The organism is Algoriphagus sp. oki45 (assembly GCF_036245605.1).
Taxonomy (GTDB): Bacteria; Bacteroidota; Bacteroidia; order Cytophagales; family Cyclobacteriaceae; genus Algoriphagus.
On record NZ_BTPC01000001.1, the window covers coordinates 1,563,512 to 1,583,603 of the forward strand.

Below are 20,092 nucleotides of genomic sequence, written 5' to 3' on the forward strand. Positions count from 1 at the left end.
TTCGGAAAACTTTTCAAAACGAACATAGGGTGATGCGATTAATTTGGATTTCCTCCTCTACACTTACCAATTTTCATACCATCAATTCAGATAAGTCTACAATTTGGATGACAAATGAAAAAATTGAGGAGAAAATGAGCTGGTTTTGATAATGAATGGGACCTGAGTTATGAGAATATCAGTTTAAATCTTCTTGTTCCTCATCGGATATAACAAAAAAACCAAGCTTACGAAGCCTGGCATTTTTGTTACCCAATCTATCTATCATTTGTGGGAAAAAACCGGAATGGTCAGTTCCGGGTTTTAATGCGGTAGTCTGATCTAGTTGGATTTAATAGGAGAAAAAACCTCCCATTATTCTTGATCTTTGGATTCAGGAGGAAACCCTCTTTTTAGCTCAGAAGGTCCCTTGAATCTGATTTATTTATCTGTTTCTCACCGGAGCTCCTCCTCCATTTTCCATACCTCCATCACCTCCTCCGTCTTTGAGGTCATCGTTGTTGATGGACTTTCTTCGTCTTGGTCTTTGATCCATGCTGAGCTTTCCGATTCTGTAGTTGAAGTTGATCTTGAAGTTCATGTTTCGGATCGCATTCGTGCTGTTTTGAATGATGGTCGGAGTGATGATTTCGTTTCGGAAGACAAATTCCTTAGCGAGGAAGTTTTCAGCACCGAAGCCAATAGAACCTCTTTTCTCGTTGAATTGCTTATTGAAGCTCAGTCCATAGACTGCGAAGCCTCCCGAGGTACCTTGAAGCTCTACTCTCCTGCCTCTGGCGAAAGAGAACAGTTGTACTTGCCAGTTCTTAGGTAAAGTGTAATTACCAAACAACCTACCAGAGATCACAAAACCTTCATTTTGCGCTGCAAACTGAGGATCGGTGAGTCCATTATCCAACATGGCGTAGTACAAGTCACCTCCCCCGTTCAGAGAGAATTTATTATTGATGTTGATGTTGAAGAAAATGTTTGTACCGACAGCTTGCTCCTGACCTACGTTTTCGTAGGTGGTGAAGATGATTCCGTCGTTTTGAGTGGTTCGGATGGGTTGGATAGAACCTGTCGTATTTCTAAAGAACCCTGTGAAGTTGATCGTTGTGTTCTTGATAAAGGTACTATAGCCCAATTCATAATTGTCGGTCAATTCCGGCTCCAACTCAGGATTACCTTGAGTGATCAGCTGTGGGTTGACTGCTTCAATGTTCGGATTAAGGAATCGAAGAGAAGGTCTTTGAATTCTTCTGTTATACGCAGCCTTAATCATGTTTCCATTTTTCAGCTTTCGGCTGGCGTTGATGCTGGGCACCAAAGTACCATAAGAAGGAATCTCTGCTTCAAATTCCGTTTTGAAATCCGCATTGATCATCGTGTATTCGTAGCGAAGACCGGTTTTCAGGGTATAGTTTTTCAATAAAGGGAAGGTGTAAGACAAATACCCAGCTGTTACATTTTGATCGTAGCTAAATTCATTGCTCAGACTAGGATCTTCCAGCTGCACAAACTCTCCCTCGGCACCCTGAGCTGCGAAGTAAGAGAAGTCCGAATAGGCTTTTCTCAGGATATTCTTAGCTCCGTATTCCAAAATTTGATTTCCTTTTTGATCCAAAGGAGTGACGTAATCAATCTGCACGGTAAACTCCTCGTTTTTGCTTGGGTTTACGTTTCTCAATCTGGACAAGACATCCGTTTGATTTTCTTCAAAAAGGGTATTGGTAAAAGAGTTTTCCCGATCGTTTACAGAGTATAGCGTCAAAAAGCTCAATTCTCTCCCTTTTTTCTCGTAAGTTCTGGTATAGTTTAAGCTTACATCTACAGAATTGGAGTTGTCAAGCGAATTCGTAGCTCTCAATTGTTCTCCTCTGAGTACATCGTCCAGGAAATTCTGAGTAAGGAAGTCATTTTGCCAATTTTTAGAATTTCTCACTCCGAAATTGACCGTACCAGTGATGAAGTTGTATTGATCGATCTCGTAATCCACACCGAAATTATATCGTCCAAAAAGATCTCTTCTTTCCGTCTCTGCGGATTGAAGGGTTTTAGATACTGTTCCGTCCTGATTGTTTGTGATCTGCTGATTGTCAAATCCCCCAAGGATATTGTATCCAGATCTGCCAAATCCTCCAAGTGAGAAGCCAAACTTTCCTGTTCTCGCACTCCCCTGAAGACCCAAATTGGATCCTCTCAAACCGAAGCCGGAGTTGATATTGAGGGTGAGTCCTTGAAGATTATTCTTTTTGGTCACGATATTGATGACACCGGAGGTACCTTCCGCGTCAAATCGAGCCGAAGGAGAGGTGATCACTTCAACTGCTTTGATTTCGTCTGCAGGAATCTGACGAAGCGCATCCGCGATAGATGAAGCAGCGATCGCCGAAGGCCTGTTGTCGATCAGAACCAAAATATTGGAGCTACCTCTCATGGACACATTTCCGTCCAAATCCACAGAGAGCATTGGAACCCTTCTCAATACGTCAGTGGCATCCCCACCGGCAGTTGTTCGGTCGTTTTCGGCTTTATAGATAGTTCGGTCCACTCTTTCTTCGATCAATTCACGCTGACCTTGAACGGTCACTTCTTCCAAAGCGACCCCTTCGTCACTCATTCCGATTTCTCCCAAATTTATTTCAGAGTTTAGGGAGTTGATGTTGACCACCCTTTTGGCAGTTTCATATCCGAGGAAAGTAACCTGAAGCTCATATTCCCCTAGGTCATACCCGGTAATGTAAAATACGCCATCTCCATCAGCCACTGCGCCGGAAGTACTGACGTCGGTTCCGATTTTATATAAAGCTGCGGTTGCGTAGCCTACGGGTTCTCCGGATTTGAGATCCTTTGCCACCCCGATAATTCTTCCGGCTGTTTTCTTTTCCGGATTGTCCTGAGCAAGGGATTGTCCCGCTCCCAGGATCAAAAATGCAAGTACTAGATTGAGTAGTTTATTCATGGTTTTGTTTTCAAACAAGGTATTCGCCTATTAGTACCCCAAAGGTCGAGGCAATGTTCAGGCTGGAAAAATGTAATAGACCGCCCTGCCCCTTTTATCGACAAACCCAACCTATAAGGGGATGAAACGCCACCTTTTCAGAAAAGGAGGCTTAATCCCAAAAAATTGGAGTTTCATGGGGAGAAAGGGTAGTTTGGTAGATTTGATTTGAGGGAGAAATAGAAATTACCTTAGTTTGGATACTGAAAATCAACTCAATGCCAAATCTGATTCCCAATAAAAACCTCTCCCTACTAGTCCACTTGCTAGGATGGATTATGCTGGTGGTAGTTCTTCTGCTGCTTTCTCCGCTTTCTTGGAGAATGGGGGAAATCCAGCTTCCCTATCAATTCTGGATGAAGCAGGTCTTTCTTGTCGGAATCCTGATCACAATTTTTTACTCCAACTCTTCAATCCTAGTTCCAAAGATTCTACTTAAAGGAAAAAACTACCTCTATCTTCTGATGGTCCTTTTGGGAGCCGTGTTGTTTTATGGACTGATCGTCTATTTCGAGCAGTTCATCGGCTATGGAAAAGCCATGCATATGGTTTTTAATCCTGACAAACCTTATGACCCGTCAAGAAGATGGCTCCCGGGAGATGTTTTTCAGCTTTTACTCTTCGTTATTTCAATAGGCTTGAGTACATCAGTTGCTCTGGTTACAAAATATCAAAAAGACGAGGCGCTAAGAAGAGAAATGGACCGACAGCGGATCAATACCGAACTATCCTACCTCAAGGCACAGATCAACCCCCACTTTTTCTTCAATACCCTAAATAATATTTATGCCCTGACCAATCTGGAAGTAAGTAAGGCTCAGGAGGCCCTGCTCAAACTCTCCCGGATGATGCGCTATGTACTTTACGAAAATCAAAAAAACGAAACGCTACTCTCCAAAGAGTTGAATTTTATCCAGGATTACATCGAACTGATGAAAATGAGGCTTTCTTCCAAAGTGAGCCTGAACATTCAGATCGACGAGCCCAAGGACGACCTGATCATCGCTCCCATGCTGCTGCTTCCCTTTCTGGAAAACTGCTTCAAGCACGGCATCAGCTCTCAAAAGGAAAGCGAAATCGTGGTCAAAGTGGAAATCATGGGCAAAACCCTCTTTTTTGAAACACGAAACCAAATCTTTCCCGTCAATCCGGATAGCCCCGAAGCGCATGAAAATGGCATCGGACTGACCAATACCCAGCGGAGATTAAGCCTGATCTATCCCGAAAAACATCGGCTGAAATTTGGCAAAGACGAAGCAAAACAGGAGTATTGGGTAAATCTGACCATCGACTTGTCATGAAGATCAAATGCATAGCTGTAGATGACGAACCCCTGGCACTCAGTCTGCTAACCAAATTCATCAAGCAGACCTCCTTTTTGGATCTGATCGGAGAGTTTTCCAACGGAATAGAAGCTTTGGGATTTGTCAACCAAAATGAAGTTCAACTGATCTTTATGGATATTCAGATGCCGGATCTCTCGGGAATGGAGCTGGCGAGAATCCTGGATGGAAAAAAGAATTCCGACAAAACCCGAATCATTTTTTGCACGGCCTACCATCAGTTTGCCATCGAGGGCTACAAGGTTGAGGCGCTGGACTACCTGCTCAAACCCTATAGCTATGAGGACTTTCTGGCAGCGGCTACCAAGGCCTATCAATACTTCGAAAAAGTAAAACAAAACTCAGAATTCCAGCCTAGAAAGGAATCCGAGGCGCAGCCGGAATATATTTTTCTCAAAGTGGAATACCAGCTGGTCAAAGTGATGCTGAAGGATATTACGCACGTGGAAGCCTACAAAGACTATGTCAAGGTTCATCTGAAGTCAAAGCCCAATCCGCTTCTTTCCCTGACCAGTATGAAAAATATGGAGGAGCTACTTCCTTCGGATAAGTTTATGCGGGTGCATCGCTCGCATATCATAGCATTGGACCACATTGACTCTATTGCCAAAAACACAGTAATTATCGGGAATCATCAAATCTCAGTGGGGGATAATTACAAGGAGCCCTTTTTGGAGTTTCTCAGTCGTTGGATCAGCTAAGGGCCGAGATCAAGGACTTCCGGTTGAATATTCTTTGTGATTAGGTGCTTTGTTTCCAATACCAAACAGAAAAAGTGAGAAGTATTATTCCAAAGCGAAGTGGACAGTGGGCCGTGGTCCGTGTTCTATTCTTTTTTCACAAAACCCAAGACATCCTTGTATCCCTTGCTCCAAGTCCAAAAATACTGAGTAATCATGGGAATATGCTTGGTTTTGGGGTAAAAGGAGTAGGTCAAGTCCGTGCCTTTTTCTTCCGCTTCCTTTATAAACCGCTCCACTGTCAATCGAATCCCGGGATAGGTTTTTTCTCCTTCCATAAGCAGTAAAGGAATCTCTTTTCCACCCAGGAAGTAAATCGGAGAATATTCCTTCCACACCTCAGGCTTGTCCGTAAAAGCATCGTAGTTGTCTTCCGCATTGTATTTTTCCTTTCGCTCAGTCAGAAACCAATACCAATCCAATCCCGCCGGGTCGTTCAGAATAGCACCCTTCAAAGGATTTTGGATACCCAATTCTTGCCAAGGTTCTTCCTTGATGGCGACCAGAGCAGCCAAATGACCTCCTGCCGAATGACCCGAAACGTAAATTTGATCGGGGTCACCACCATAATTGGCAATATTTTCCTGCACCCATTGGACAGACCTTGCGCTGGCCTTCTCCATGGCAGGAACCAGATAATCCGGTGCCAAAGGATAATCGATGATTACCGTGACCACTCCTCTTCGGGCAAGTCGACTTCCCATAAAATCATAGATTTCCTTCCTTCCCTTATTCCAGCTTCCTCCATGAATAAAGATCAACACGGGAGCATTTTGGGCTTTTTTGGGAGCAAAAATATTGAGCTGCTTTTCAGGCAGATCGGATGAAGACTCTAGATAAGTCAGGTCCTTGGTCCGGGTGATGGATTTGAAAGCGCAGCTGGTAAAAAGTGTAAAAACGAGGAGGATCGGTATAAGAGATTTCATTGGTGGATATGTAAGACAAAAAAGCAGAAAAGGCAGGATATTGTTTTGGTGAATTAAAAGGAATAGCTTAAAAACTGAATTAAAGCAGGACTAACTACTCAAATTTATTTCTATTTTTCAGACCGTAATAGATCAATTACAGCCTGTTTAAATCTATAATTGCTCACAGATTTCTCAGATTTGCACAGATAATATACTGGACTACAAGCTTCAACTTGAACACTGAACCCTGCTCCCGATAGTTAGCAGGACTGCAAACTGCCTACTGCCTACCGAAAAGCCGGTTCCTGCTGACTCAGCCCCTCACTAAATCCCTCAAACTTTCCGAAAGTGGGTTTTTACCAGAATTGAAAGCTCTGGACCGGACTTTTTTTATAAGGAATAAATAAAAGAGCGAAGAAATATTGAAGAAATTGAATTACTTTACTTTACCATAAGATCAATAAATTTAAAATAATTTCGAACCTTACTGTCATTTCCTTGTTCGAAAACAGCTATACAAGATAAATTCCCATTTTTAATATGGCCCAATTTTGGATAAAATTCATGCTGGTTAATATAATCTATTTCAATATTATTAAAGATTTGAACATTATCTTTATTTACAACTCTTCTTAAAGCATATATTATTTGCCTATCCTTAATATTTTCGCTTTTTACTACAATAATCTGATTTGAAGGATTTTTTCTGATAAACTCGGCCAATTGATCTATCAAATAATCAAAACAATTAAAACAGGAAGAACTTGGCAAAATAAATAAAAAGCCAGTTGCTTTTTCCGAAAACACTTTTTCAAAGGATAAAAAGAAGTCCTCATCATAAAACCTATCGGAAACTATTTCTGATAGTATATCTACACTTTTACTAGAAAAATTATCAGAATCAACTTTTTCAGAACAAGAAAAAAAGATTAAAAACACTGCAAAAAACCTATTTTTCATGAAATATTAAAATTAGGGGGTTATCACTTTCATTTAATTGAGCGAATTCATCTAATTCGGAAAGAAATCCACTTTCTAGTGGAAGAGAAATATATCCAATTCCTTCACCGAGTGATCCGATCCTCATTTCCTCCTCAAAGTCAACGAAAAATTCACTACCATTTAAGTTAAACTTAATTCGGCCTCCTGAAACAAGACTCTTATCATCTTTATTGTAAATTGACAAATAAGGTTTGCCTGAATTAAAAAAACGAAATGTGAGAAACGATTTACTTTGAAAAACATTACCTATATTAAAAGATTTGTTTGTTGAATTAATATAGGTAAATACATCCACAATGGTAGAAAACCCTCTATTGATCAAATCCTCATTTAATACTTTTTTGTCCTGAAAATCAATATAGTATTCGATAGTAGGCACACCATATTTATTGATAGAATAAATTGTATCATTAAAAGAATTAACAAAGTTAAATTCGTTTTGATTTAATATTGAAAAGTAATCATCTCTATTTATGTGCAAGTATTTAGATTTTTCTATTTCAAACGGAAGAAAAGAGTTTTCCAAAGAATACCCAATGGCCAAGTTTTCACCTGAAAAATTAATCAAAGCTCTCGGCTTATCTATAGACATCATGTACCCAGGTGTACCCAATAAACGGTCATCACTTTTTTCTATACCAAAAAGAGGAAAACCTAATTTATAATTTATCTCAAAATCAAAATCATAATCAAATTGAAGTAAATTCCTTTGATTAGAATCATATACCCAAATTCGATTTTGATCCGGCATTAAAACAACATCCGTTAAATTTATAAAACCATCAGGCCCATCCTTACCTTTTTCAATCTTAGAAATGAATTTTCCAGTTTTATCAAACTTAAAAATTGCACCACTACCCTTTAAAAATAAATATTCATCTATTAAAACTTTATGTACAAAGTCAATAATTGATGAATCATTCGTCTCTAATGCAATAATTTCAGTGATTTCAAAATAATTATCAAAATCGATTACATCATCAGCCTTAGGCAAATTTTGTGAAATTGTAGTATAGGTAAGGACCTCTTTTTGTACTTTAGGCTTACAAAAAACAAGAAAAACTACGGGGATAAATATAAAGTTGTTAAATCTCATGGATTTCGTTTAAAAGAGTTTTTATTTTATTTCAGAAGTACAAGCTGTCTCAGATGCAAGTATGAGACAGCTTGTTGCTTGTAAACCTAACATCTAGCCGCAGGGCAGTAGTCGCTATTGGTATCAGCGCAACAATAAAGGGTACCAGATGCATTACTCATCAATGGCCCACAAGGAGGACAGGGTTCTGTCCCGTCCCCTCCAACAGAAGCTTGAGCAAATGAAGTAGTCATTAAAGACCCTAAAACCGATTCCTGATTGGTGGAACCGGACAAGTCAATTCCCAGAATTCCTACGAATCCAAGGCACAATACAATTGATAAAATTTTCAACTTTTTCATAGTAGTTACTAGTTAATTGTTAGAAATAATTAAAAGAATGGTTGATTTTAAAAAATCAGTTCCACACTTCCAAATCACTTAGGATCAGAAACTTCCGATTCTTGGAATAATACAATCTGAAAAACGGATTTTTTCGGAATATTCTTTTGAATTCTTAGGTCTCCCCCCCCCCCATATTCCTTAGTTTATTTTGCAATAGTTTAAACTAACAAAATAACCAATCGAATATCAACTATTTTTGAATTATTTTCAATTCTTGGCAAAATCAAACGATAAATTTAATACCACTTGTTAAGGAACTGGGCGGAGTCCCTAGCCTCAAAAAAATGAAACTTCTGATTCCTGTATTGAGAATAGCTGAAACATGGGCCTTCTGCCTAAAAAAATTGCTCACAGACTACACAGATTTGCACAGATTATTGAAAGGACTACAAGCTTCTCACTACCAACTGAATTCAACAATACTGCCTACTGAACACTGCAAACTGCCTACTAGACAGCCCGTTCCTGCTGACTCAGCCCTTCACTAAATCCCTAAGACTTCCCGAAAGCAGGTTATCTCCCTGAGCCAATAGGTCGGGCGTACCCACCTCCACCAGTTTACCCTGATCCAAAATCATCACTTCGTCAGCAAGCAGGGCAGGTCGGATGCGGTGTGTGACTACCAAAACAGGAATCTCTTTCTTCACCTTCAGGATCAAGTCTAGCATTTTCTGCTCAGTTATCCGATCCATGGCTCCGGTGAATTCATCCAGAAAAAGTGCCTTAGGACGTTTGATCAAAGCCCTGGCAATGCCTACCAGCTGCTTTTGGCCTCCCGATAGATTTACTCCTTCTTCTCCCACCTGAGTAAAATAGCCCTGTGGCATCCGCTCGAAAAACTCATGCAATCCCAACTCCTGACATCGTCGAACCACCTGTTCAAAACAAGCCGGATTGGGATCCAAGCTGAGGTTAAACCCCAGACTCCCGTTGAAAATCTTAATCTCCTGAGGCACATATCCCACCTGTTCACGCCAGTTGTTTTTAGAAATAGCTTTCATGGACCTATCCTCATTGATCAGGATAGATCCCGATTCGGGGGGATAAAAACCCATCAAAACTTGCAAGAGTGTACTTTTACCACCCCCTGATTCGCCCAACAGCACGCTCAATTTCCCTTGCTTCAGTTCAAAAGTTAGCCCGTCAAAGAGTAGTTTTCTACCTGCAAAGCGGAAACTCAAGTTCTCCACCTGAATCCGGGTTACCGTCTCAGGAATCTCCTCCCCGTCTTCTACCTGCTCCTTGTTTACCTGTACAAATTCATAAAGTCTATCCCCTGCGATCGTTGCCTCCTGAATTTGAAGATTGGCAAGGGCCAGTTTGTTCACTGCCGGAACCAGCATTCCCAGCATTCCGCTGATTGCCACCAAGACTCCCAACTCTAGTTGATTTTGTGCCACCAAATAGCAGCAAGTGCCCAAAACAGAAACCAAAAACACCACACCCGCCAGTTGGGATACCAAGCCCAAGCGATTGTTGACCTGTCCTAAGGCAAAAGCTTCATCCTGAAATCGTCGGTAGGCACTTTGATTAGCTTTCAAAAACAGCCCCTCTTTGGATTCTCCCTTGACGGCTCCTATGCCAGTGAGCGTATCGATGAAATCCGATTCCGAACCCGAATAACTCATCATCACTGCTTTCTGACCCTTTTGAATCGGCCTGTGGTATCGGTAAACCAGAAGAAAATAAACGGGGAGAAAAACAGCAACCCAACATCCAATCTCCCAAGAGTACAGGAAAATCGAAACCGTGCACACGATGACCACAAAGGAGTCCACCATCAGTTCTGTGGTCAAGACCGACACCGCCCGCTGAATGCGGCGGGAATCATTCATCCGGGAGGTGATATCCCCGACTTTTCTGGAATCAAAAAACACCTTGGGCAATCCCAGCAATTGCTCAAAAAATCCGCTGATCAGTCGGAGATTCAATTCTTTGCTTTGACGCACCAAAATGGAAGCACGCAGGTAGCTGAGCACCGATCTTCCGATCAAGAGGACAAAAAGCAGTACCAGACCCAGAGCCAGCTTTTGCCAGGCCTGATTGGGCAGAAACTCATCGATGAGTTTTTGGGAAAATACCGCTACCGCCAGCCCCAAGATCGTGGTGACCAAACCAAGAAAACCCGAAATCAACAAAATCGGTAAATCCGGACGGACCAGATCCAGAATCCATTTCCGCTTTTTCTGACGGCTACTTTCCGAGGTCTCAAATTCGAAACCGGGGCGGATCAAAATCAACGTACTGCTTTGCCAGATCTCCAAAAGCTCCACCTCCGTAATCCAGCGAGCTCCCAAAGCCGGATCCATCAGCTGATACTGCTCACCTTTTTTACCATAGCAAACCACAAAGTGGCTAAACTTCTGATCGATCACAACATGAAGAATGACAGGAAACTCCAGCTCATCCAGGTACCTGATCTCCTTTACCCGAAAAGCGTCACCTTCCAGACCCAGCTGCCGGGCTGCCTCCACCAAACCCAATACCGTCGTGCCCTGAATGGCTGTGCCGCTCAAGTGACGCAGGTACTCTATCGACCGCTCGCCTCCAAAACACCGAATCACCGAAGCCAAGCAGGCCACTCCACAGTCAGAACTCGCCTGCTGCAAGATCACAGGAATCTTATCTGGAGCGATCATGGGCCTTTTGGATGGAAAGGGTCAAGTCTGACATCGATACCGCACCCAAGGTATAGTCCAACAGATTCCCCTCGGCATCATAGACAAAGGTAGCGGGGACTCCAGTCAATCGAAAGGCAGAGGCCAGTCTAAAAAGGGTGTCAGAATAAAAGCGGTGCGTATCCAAACTATCAAGGCTATAGTGTGCCGCAAAATTTTTAACTTCCTCCACCGATTCAGAGGAAACCCATAAAAATCGGGGCAGCGTGTCCGCTTTAAAAGTTCTTTCAATCAACTCCGCCTCAGACTGACAGATCGGGCAGGTGGAATTGAAGTAGATTAGGACAGAAGGGACAGAATCACCTTCGGTTTTCAAATTTACAGAATCACCATCTGTTGAAGTCAACATGATTGAAGGAATAGAACTGTAGGTTGATTGCAATTCCTGCTTTGTGGTATACCTAGAGAAACCAATCCAAGCACCAATCATGATCAATCCAGCTAGCAGAAAAGGGAAAACATATTTTATCTGCATAGCACTAGCTGTTTCCTAAGGAAATAAACATGACAAAAACAACCCAGCAAAAAAGAAAGCTTACATAATAACCCATTACAATTCTCAGAATAGTAGTATCCACCCGAGCAACTGCATATTTTTCAGCCTCCATTGACCAGCTAATTTTGCTTCAAAAACAAACTTATGAAAAGAGCGAGTCAACAAGAAATGGAGGCGATGGTAGCTTCCTTCAAATCCAGTGGTCTGACCCAACGTGACTTTTGTCTGCGGGAGAATATCAAGCTGCCCACCTTCTCCTACTGGTACCGAAAAGTAGGAGCTGGAGCTACGGCTGTCTCATCCGGTTTCACTGAAGTGAGCCCTTCTTTGCCTTCTGGCGATCTTGAGGTAGTCTATCCCAATGGTGTAAGGATTCGGGGGATCCAGGATCTGTCACTACTTGAGCTACTGGTCAAGCTGTAAGATGTTTGCCTTAGGATCTTCGCACCGGTTCTTTCTTTTCGGCGGGGCGGTGGACATGCGCAAAGGCTTTGACGGGCTTTGCGGTCTGGTCCGCAATTCACTGGACCGGGATCCGCTGTCCGGGGAAGTGTACATCTTCCTGAACCGCAGCCGAACCCTGGTCAAGCTGCTCCACTGGGAAGCCGGCGGACTGGTGATCTACTACAAGCGGCTGGAAAAAGGTACCTTCCGGCCACCCGAGGGAATGGAGGCTGGCGGCAAACTCCCCTGGAGTTCACTGGTGCTGATGGTCGAGGGCATCAGGATTCTGGAATCCCGTCAGCTTCCCAGATTTACCCGACCCTGAGGATTTTTTTCAGGATTTTTACTCCTTTTTTATCGACCGGGGTTCAGGTTTTGGGGAAGGGAACAGGCTCTGAGGATACCGTGGCAGTATTTTATGAGTTAAGACAATAATCATTCTCGGGGGACTGTTTATCCACAGGTGGTGTGGGAAACTAATGCTTTGACCGCTTCTTTCGGGGTGTTATTTTCGGTGCATGAACAAACCCCTAGACCAGCTCTCCACTGCCGAACTCATCGCCCTACTGGGCGAGCGGGATCAGCGCATCGAAAAGCTGGAGGGGATTCTTGCCAAGTTTCAAAAGATGCTCTTCGGTCAGAAGCGGGAGCGCTTTGAGTCCCCTGACCAGCTGAGTCTGCCTTTTGAAACCACAGCCGAAGTACAGCAGGTCCTACAGGAAGAACTCACCCAAAAGGTGGAGTATGTCCGCAGGAAATCCGGCGCTGTACATCCCGGCAGGACAAAACTGCCCGAACACCTCCCCGTGGAAGAGATCGAGTTGTATCCTGAAGGCAATCTGGAAGAGATGACCTGCATCGGCAAAGAAATCACTGAAGAACTGGACTACGTGCCGGCCAAGTTTATCATCCGCCGCTACATCCGTTATAAGTATGTATCCAAAGCCCAGGATGATAAATCCCCGATAGTCATCGCAGCACTCCCTTCCCGCCTGATTGACAAAAGCATCGTGGGAACAGGTTTGCTCGCTTCCATCCTGACAGATAAATACGTAGATCACCTCCCGCTATACCGACAGCTCCAACGCTTCAAACGGGAAAACATCCCAATCGCCTCCTCCACACTGGACGGCTGGGTGAGACAGGGGCTCGAGCGGCTGGAAATCCTTTACGGCTGGTTGGTAAAAGACACCTGCGGGAAAGGATACCTCCAGGCGGACGAAACCACCATCAAAGTACTGGACAGCACCAAAAAGAAAGACACCCATCTGGGCTACTACTGGGTTTACCATAACCCTGTGGACGGCACCGTATTGTTTGATTACCAGAAAGGCCGTAATCAAGAGGCTCCCCAAAAGATACTGGAAGGGTTTAAAGGATACCTGCAGACCGACGGCTATATTGGCTATGACCCGTATGCCGCATTACCGGGTGTCACCCACCTCTGCTGCTGGGCACATGCACGGAGAAAATTCTTTGAGGCCCAGGAAAATGACAGGGCAAGGGCAGAACTGGCACTGGTCTTTATCGGGAAACTCTATGAGATCGAGGCCCATTGCAGGGAAAAGAAGCTGACTCCAAAAGACAGAAAAGCTTACCGGCTGGACAAGGCCCTGCCTGTTTTAGATGCCTTTTCCAAATGGCTGACCGAAAACTATGCCCAGACACTTCCAAAAAGTGCCATCGGTATGGCCATGGCCTATACCATGAGACTATGGAAAGAGCTGTCAAACTATCTCCTGGACGGGGTACTCGAAATCGACAACAATACCGTGGAGAACAGGATCAGACCTGTAGCCCTGGGAAGGAAAAACTACCTGTTCGCAGGATCACATGAGGCAGCACAGCGAGCAGCAATGATCTACTCCTTTTTTGCCATGTGTAAAACCGAAGAAGTCAACCCTCAGCACTGGCTCAAGTACCTCTTCGACAATGTCATGGACACCAACATCCAGAAAATACACGAACTCCTGCCCAAAAATTATAAACAATCTCTAGCAAAAAATCACACTACATAAAGACGCAGTTGCCCGGGTGGATACGAATAGTATCGAAACGTTGATTTAAATAATAGCTCCAGACAAAGGTTAATAAAAGCCAATACACAAATTCGTAAAGATTAAAAATTACGACTAAATACTTAAAATTTGAATCAGAATTTAAATAAGAACTAAAAGACAAATCAAATTTTGATAATCCCGAAATACCAAACATTTCAAAGGCAACGGGAATGCAAAAAATAGAATCACAAATCAATACAATAAAAAATAAATCTAGAAAGTTTATTTTATGGTGATTCATCCAAGCGCCCAAGAATAGAATTGATGTAATAAAAATAAACTGTAAAAACTTAAATATTATGGTTAAAAGTGAAAAAATAAGTCCATTTATATTTAAATCAAACAAATTTAAATAATTATATGAATTCTCTAAGTTAGAATACGTCAATTCAAAAAATATAATGACAACAAAGACTAAAAGGGCAGGAGTAAAAATTCTATTTTTCACTTATTTTTAAATAATAACTAGTCAAAACAGCATTTCCCGTAACCAAGGTATCTCCACTGAAGTAAAAAAAATCTGATGTAACACCTAAAAACCTACCATTTGAATCAAAAGCCTTATATTCTATATTTTTATTAACAATTGACCATTTTATTTTAGGATAGTCCATAATTGACATATCTGCATCTTCCACTTGATTTCGAACAATTCGAAAATCTAAAATAAAATCCCCATTTTTTTTATAAGCATATGTATACTTTTCACCAATAGACTCATCAAATCGGGGTTTTCCATCTTTTTCTGACTTAATCATCACCCAAACTCCAATTATCCTCTCCCTTTCCTTTTGTGATTGTAGTTTATTCTCCAATTCTGAGGTAAAGAAAAAAAAGACCATCTTAATTATTAATATTAAATTGAATTGCATAGGTTATATCATTTGAATCCAAAAAATCAGGTTGGTCGTGACCAACCTGAACCATTTTAAGCCATTGCACAATCAAATAGCTTCGCTTGTGCTAAAACCCACGCGGCCCAGTTGTGCGGCGTCGGGTCATCACTCCACTTATCCCAAGCAAGGGCAGCGTATGCAGCCTCATCGAAGCAAGTACCAAAGGAGCCCCCCACCAGATTTTCCATCTGGTCATTTGTTAATTTTTCCATAGTTGTTACTAGTTAATTGTTAGAAATAATTAAAAGAATGGTTGATTTTAAAAAATCAGTTCCAAACTTCCAAATACCTAACCATCAGATCATTGCAATTCTTAGAAAAGTACAAGCTGAAAAACGGATTTTTTCGGAATATTCTTCTGAATTCTTAGTTTCACCCCCCCCCCATATTCCTTAGTTTATTTTCCAATACCTTAAACTAGCAAAATAATCAATCGAATTTCAACTATTTTTTAATTATTTTCAATTCTTGGAAAAATCAAACGATAAATTTAATACCCCTTGTTAAGGAACTGGGCGGAGTCCCTAGCCGCAAAAAAATGAAACTTCTGATTCTTGTCTTGAGAATAGCCGAAACATGGGCCTTCTGCCTTAAAAAATCGCTCACAGATTACACAGACTTGCACAGACTATTGAAAGGACTACAAGCTTCTCACTGCCAACTAAATTCAACAACACTGCAAACTGAACACTGCAAACTGCCTACTAGACAGCCGGTTCCTGCTGACTCAAGCAGTGAAAACTGCCCAAACCCCAGATGATATCTGTACTGTCGATACCGATCACACGCCTACCCGGAAAGCAATCTGTAAGGATATCCAGAGCTTTCTGATCGTTTTTATCCCGAAAAGTCGGCACTACGACCACTTCATTCCCAATGTAGAAATTAGCATAGGAAGCAGGAAGCCGCTGATCTTCCCAGATCACGGGACTAGGCATAGGGAGCTCCACGATATTCAGTTGCTTGCCATTTTCAAGCCTCATTTTCTTAAGGAGCTCAAGATTTTCAGCCAGGATATGGTGATTCTCATCGACTTTGTTTTCCTCCACTACCGTCACCACGGTATCCTCATTCACAAAGCGGGTGATGTCGTCGATATGCCCATCCGTATCATCCCCGATGATGCCATCTCCAACCCAGAGGATATGCTTTACCCCATAGTAATCACAGAGGTACTTTTCGATTTGGGCTTGGTTGAGGTGAGGATTGCGGTTTTCATTGAGCAAGCAGGCCGTTGAGGTCAAGAGCGTTCCTTTTCCGTTAAATTCCACCGAACCCCCTTCCATGACGATTCCAGGTTTGAAATAGGGAATACCCAAGTGCGCCGCAATGCGAATCGGAATCTGATTATCCAGATCGTGAGGAGGATATTTTTCCCCCCAAGCGTTGTAATCCCACTTCACGAGCACCTTCTTGATTTCCGCATTAGGATTGATCAAAAAGGCGGGGCCATGATCCCGGCACCAGGCATCATTGGTTGGAAAGAAATGAAACTGGACTTTGCTCAGATCCGCACCTGCTTTTTCCAGATGTGCCAAAGCAAATTCTTTCATGGCTACATCTGCCACATTGATATTCACCTTTTGGCCTTTGGCTACTTCGGTGATAAACTGGGAATAGGGTGCAAAAATCGTCTCGATTTTTCCCGGCCAGCTTGCCTCTTTGTGGGGCCAACTAAGCCACATGGATTCCTGAGGAGCGAATTCAGCCGGGAAATAATAGCCCAATTCAGCCGGAGTCACTGCTCCGCTTTTGGCCAAGTCAAACAAATCTGCCATCGCTTAGTCTTCGTCTAGGAAACGCTTGGTGATCGGATCGTAGGAATCGATTCTTCGATCCCGGAGGAAAGGCCAATGGGTTCTATATCTGTCCGAACCCGTCAAATCCAATTCTTCCACGTGAACTTCCTCTTCCAAATGCGGGGCCTTGTAAGTCACCCGACCAAAGGCATTGGACACGAAAGAACCTCCCCAAAACTGCATGGGCCCTTCGATTCCGGTTCGATTCACGGAAACTACAGGGATTCCATTAGCGACTGAATGGGAGCGTTGAATCGTCTGCCAAGCGTTATATTGATCCTCGTTGGTCTGCTCGTCCTGATGTAGGGCCCAGCCGATGGCAGTGGGATACACCAAAAAGTCGGCTCCTTTCAAAGCAGTGATTCGGGCTGCCTCAGGATACCACTGATCCCAGCAGATCAGCACGCCGATTTTGCCAAATTTGGTAGGGAACACCTTGTAACCCAAGTCTCCTGGAGTAAAATAAAACTTCTCAAAATACCCCGGGTCGTCAGGAATATGCATTTTTCGGTATTTACCGAGGTAAGTTCCGTCTGCATCAAGAACTGCAGTGGTATTATGGTAAAGTCCTTCCGCACGTTTTTCAAACAGTGAAGCCACGATGACCACGCCAAGCTCTTTGGCTAGGGCTCCGAGTGTCTCAGTTGATGGACCGGGGATGGCTTCCGCCAAAAGGAAATTATCATAATCCTCCACATCGCAGAAGTAGAGCGATCTAAAAAGTTCTTGCAAGACCACGACCTGAGCGCCTTTTTGGGCAGCGGTGCGAACTCCTGCGAGGGTTTTCTCCATGTTTTCGGCCACATTCCCAGAGCAACTGAGCTGGACCAGACCTACTTTGACGGTTTTGTTTGCCACGGCTAAAAGATTTTTTGATTCGGGGCAAAGATACCTTGGAAGGGGGGGAATGGCAAATGAAGTTTGGAGGGAGCTGAAAGGTTTGGTCGGTCAGTTGTAAAAAATGAGTGGTAAGTGGTGAAATGATCAATTATCAAATTCAATGATCAATTTTCAAATTGAGGAAGTGTAACGGGTTTAAATGCCGTAAAACTTGTACCGTCCAAATGGTTCCTGATTTTGCCAAAGGATGCAAATTGCTTACTTCTTGGATCGAACTTAAAATTGGATTTTTTTTCAGAATTACCCTTTGAAGATATTGATTCTGAAAGTGGCTTTAAAATCATATACCTTCAGAGAAGGATCATTTTGCTTGAAAAACTTGCCGGTCATCGTCCCTTCTATGATTCGGTTTGCTTCGTCAAATTTAGTGATCTGCATGCTCAGTGGAAGGTCTGCAGGTTTGGGGCTGATTTCAGGTCCAATGTACCGGGACAAGTATTGGCTTCCGTTCACTTCCAAACTATTGGTAAAAATGGAAGGGTAAGACCCTACTTTGAGGCTTTGGGGCATGAAAACTATCATGTTGACGCAATCTCTTCCTTCTCCTGTGCCGCATTTATTTCCATACTGCATCGATATAGAGTAATCGAAAAAATTGTAAATCAGCACATTAAGCCCCGGAGTATTATCGGTGATTCGTTCAAATCCAGTTCCGGGGATTAGGTTTTCCTCCAAAATTTCAGATCGATACTTCGTTCCGTCTAGGGTAAACTCCATGTATAAAGCTTTCTTCTCTTCTACTACAGGGTCAGGTTCTTCCGTTTCGGAACAACCCAGAAGAAGAGGGATAAAAGGCAAAATAAGCAATAGTAAATAAGTGGTGGTACCTAGGAGTTTTTTCATGTTTTTCTTAAAAATTTTGATCAGATGTACTATTAAGAAAAGCGCTGAAAAATACCCTATATCGGGTATTTTTTTAGTGTTTTAATTATTGGATAATTGGGATAATATACCCCTACCCAGCTATGACACTAAGTGAACAATTAGTCTTCTGCAAAAAATGCCATAACAGAAGATTCGATGCCAATCAAGGCCTGGTTTGCTCCCTGACCAGTGCAAAACCCAATTTCCAAAACCTGTGAAACCTTTCATCTGGACGAAAGAATGCAGGCGGAATTATTAGAAAGCTCAGAAGAAATCACAACTGAAATTCCCGCCAATATTCCCCAACAGAAGTACCAAGCGCTTCTCCAGGAACAAAATCTCTCTTTAGCCATCACCGGGGGGATTTTGGTAGGATTGCTTGGAGCAGTTCTCTGGGCGGCAATTACCGTAGCTACAGGGTGGCAGATCGGTTATATGGCACTCGCTATCGGAGCGGGGGTTGGTTTTTCCATGCGCTATCTGGGCAAGGGAATCGAGCAGGTATTCGGAATTTCCGGTGCAGCAATCGCTGTTTTCAGCTGCGTGATTGGTAACTTTTGGAGTGTTTTGGCTTTCATCGCCGATGCAGAAGGGTTGACCTATTTGGACACATTGCTTTACTTTGACTATAGCTACACCTTGGAACTTTTGGCCGAAACTGCCCAATTCATGGATTTGGTTTTCTATGCCATCGCAGGGTACGAGGGGTACAAATTCGCCTTCCGCCAATTTACTGGAAGTGAATTGGCAAGCTTGGCGAAATAAAAGATGATTTTCTGAAAAATTCCTGTACAATTTCTCAATTTTTGACCATGAAAGACCCTCAGGCCATTTTCGATTACTACTTAGAAAAAATCCAAGAGAAAGACTTCGATCTGGCTGAAGTAAGGAAAACACTGGAGGGGGAAAACTTTCCAGAGGAGGAAATTCGACCCCTAATCAAGCGACTGGACAATGAACTGCAGCGGCAGGCATTTTCAAAAATCAATCAATCCAATCGGGTCAATTTGATGGGATTGGGATTGTTTCTCATAGCCTTGGGCTTGGTGGTCACCTTGGGCACCTTCCTGGGGCTAATCCCTTCCGGCAATTCCTTTATTCTGGCATACGGACCGATTTTTGGAGGACTTGGGATCACTGTTTCCGCCTAATTGAGTAAAAAGAGAAATGGAATAGCACGAGGGAAATTTGAAAATCGGAAAAGGTGAATCGAACACTTTTCAAAAAGTGTAGATTTTGATTGGCTTTCAAAAATCCATGATCGCTTTCAAATCTCCCTAAGCTCCAATGCTTTTTCCAACCTGAGCTTTTCGAGCTTCTCAAAAAATCGGGGATTTTCCAAGGCATGGAATTGATCCAAGAAAATCAAGGAATTTTTTTCCTAAACCGGTTTCTGAAACATCCATGTGAGCTCAAAGAGAGATTTACACCTTGATGAATGTTCAAAATCTTTTCTTTCCTACAGGCGTTCATTAACTTAGAATTGACTATCAAAAACTA

The 20,092-nt window shown here is 42.7% G+C and carries 18 protein-coding genes; 7 read left to right on the forward strand and 11 right to left on the reverse strand.

What is annotated here, in order from left to right; genetic code table 11:
- Positions 1–424: 424 nt before the first annotated feature.
- Positions 425–2,944, reverse strand: coding sequence for a TonB-dependent receptor domain-containing protein (locus AAA942_RS06820; RefSeq protein ID WP_338219494.1), 2,520 nt, complete (start codon positions 2,942–2,944; stop codon positions 425–427).
- 257 nt (positions 2,945–3,201) lie between these two features.
- Between AAA942_RS06820 and AAA942_RS06825 the strand changes: the two genes are divergently transcribed.
- On the forward strand, positions 3,202–4,284 hold the full coding sequence (locus AAA942_RS06825; RefSeq protein WP_338219495.1) for a sensor histidine kinase: 1,083 nt from the start codon (positions 3,202–3,204) through the stop codon (positions 4,282–4,284).
- A complete protein-coding gene (locus AAA942_RS06830; RefSeq protein ID WP_338219496.1) occupies positions 4,281–5,027 on the forward strand; it encodes a LytR/AlgR family response regulator transcription factor in 747 nt (248 codons plus the stop codon). The genes AAA942_RS06825 and AAA942_RS06830 overlap by 4 nt, the downstream gene beginning before the upstream one ends.
- A 125-nt stretch (positions 5,028–5,152) precedes the next feature.
- Here AAA942_RS06830 and AAA942_RS06835 read toward each other — a convergent pair whose 3' ends face one another.
- The 5 genes from AAA942_RS06835 to AAA942_RS06855 form a co-directional block, all read right to left on the reverse strand.
- A complete protein-coding gene (locus tag AAA942_RS06835) occupies positions 5,153–5,992 on the reverse strand; it encodes an alpha/beta hydrolase (RefSeq protein ID WP_338219497.1) in 840 nt (279 codons plus the stop codon).
- A 423-nt stretch (positions 5,993–6,415) separates the two neighbouring features.
- Complete coding sequence (locus AAA942_RS06840; RefSeq protein ID WP_338219498.1) at positions 6,416–6,934, reverse strand: hypothetical protein; 519 nt, start codon at positions 6,932–6,934, stop codon at positions 6,416–6,418.
- Positions 6,924–8,072, reverse strand: coding sequence for a 6-bladed beta-propeller (locus AAA942_RS06845; RefSeq protein ID WP_338219499.1), 1,149 nt, complete (start codon positions 8,070–8,072; stop codon positions 6,924–6,926). Before AAA942_RS06845 ends, AAA942_RS06840 begins: the two co-directional genes overlap by 11 nt.
- Before the next feature lie 856 nt (positions 8,073–8,928).
- Positions 8,929–11,094 (reverse strand): peptidase domain-containing ABC transporter, encoded by a 2,166-nt coding sequence (locus AAA942_RS06850; RefSeq protein ID WP_338219500.1) that lies wholly within the window; start codon positions 11,092–11,094, stop codon positions 8,929–8,931.
- On the reverse strand, positions 11,078–11,608 hold the full coding sequence (locus AAA942_RS06855) for a TlpA family protein disulfide reductase (RefSeq protein WP_338219501.1): 531 nt from the start codon (positions 11,606–11,608) through the stop codon (positions 11,078–11,080). Before AAA942_RS06855 ends, AAA942_RS06850 begins: the two co-directional genes overlap by 17 nt.
- Positions 11,609–11,773: 165 nt before the next feature.
- Between AAA942_RS06855 and tnpA the strand changes: the two genes are divergently transcribed.
- From tnpA to tnpC, 3 genes are all read left to right on the forward strand, one after another.
- Entirely contained in the window at positions 11,774–12,052 is a 279-nt protein-coding gene (gene tnpA, locus AAA942_RS06860) for an IS66 family insertion sequence element accessory protein TnpA (protein WP_338219502.1), read from the forward strand.
- Between the two features lies 1 nt (position 12,053).
- On the forward strand, positions 12,054–12,398 hold the full coding sequence (tnpB, locus tag AAA942_RS06865) for an IS66 family insertion sequence element accessory protein TnpB (RefSeq protein WP_338219503.1): 345 nt from the start codon (positions 12,054–12,056) through the stop codon (positions 12,396–12,398).
- Positions 12,399–12,591: 193 nt separating this feature from the next.
- Positions 12,592–14,091, forward strand: a complete 1,500-nt coding sequence (gene tnpC, locus AAA942_RS06870) for an IS66 family transposase (protein WP_338219504.1) — start codon at positions 12,592–12,594, stop codon at positions 14,089–14,091.
- 479 nt (positions 14,092–14,570) lie between these two features.
- Here tnpC and AAA942_RS06875 read toward each other — a convergent pair whose 3' ends face one another.
- From AAA942_RS06875 to AAA942_RS06895, 5 genes are all read right to left on the reverse strand, one after another.
- The gene (locus AAA942_RS06875; RefSeq protein ID WP_338219505.1) at positions 14,571–15,005 is read right to left on the reverse strand and encodes a hypothetical protein; all 435 of its coding nucleotides are present in this window, start codon (positions 15,003–15,005) and stop codon (positions 14,571–14,573) included.
- A 56-nt stretch (positions 15,006–15,061) separates the two neighbouring features.
- The gene (locus AAA942_RS06880; protein WP_338219506.1) at positions 15,062–15,241 is read right to left on the reverse strand and encodes a hypothetical protein; all 180 of its coding nucleotides are present in this window, start codon (positions 15,239–15,241) and stop codon (positions 15,062–15,064) included.
- Positions 15,242–15,733: 492 nt separating this feature from the next.
- On the reverse strand, positions 15,734–16,807 hold the full coding sequence (locus AAA942_RS06885; protein ID WP_338219507.1) for an agmatine deiminase family protein: 1,074 nt from the start codon (positions 16,805–16,807) through the stop codon (positions 15,734–15,736).
- 3 nt (positions 16,808–16,810) lie between these two features.
- Positions 16,811–17,686 carry a carbon-nitrogen hydrolase gene (locus AAA942_RS06890; RefSeq protein ID WP_338219508.1) on the reverse strand — a complete coding sequence of 292 codons (876 nt, stop codon included), beginning with the start codon at positions 17,684–17,686 and terminating at the stop codon, positions 16,811–16,813.
- 282 nt (positions 17,687–17,968) lie between these two features.
- Positions 17,969–18,571 carry a hypothetical protein gene (locus tag AAA942_RS06895; protein ID WP_338219509.1) on the reverse strand — a complete coding sequence of 201 codons (603 nt, stop codon included), beginning with the start codon at positions 18,569–18,571 and terminating at the stop codon, positions 17,969–17,971.
- 210 nt (positions 18,572–18,781) lie between these two features.
- Between AAA942_RS06895 and AAA942_RS06900 the strand changes: the two genes are divergently transcribed.
- Both AAA942_RS06900 and AAA942_RS06905 read left to right on the forward strand, forming a co-directional pair.
- The gene (locus AAA942_RS06900) at positions 18,782–19,357 is read left to right on the forward strand and encodes a hypothetical protein (protein WP_338219510.1); all 576 of its coding nucleotides are present in this window, start codon (positions 18,782–18,784) and stop codon (positions 19,355–19,357) included.
- A gap of 47 nt (positions 19,358–19,404) precedes the next feature.
- Positions 19,405–19,743, forward strand: coding sequence for a hypothetical protein (locus AAA942_RS06905; protein WP_338219511.1), 339 nt, complete (start codon positions 19,405–19,407; stop codon positions 19,741–19,743).
- The last annotated feature ends 349 nt before the right edge of the window (positions 19,744–20,092 follow it).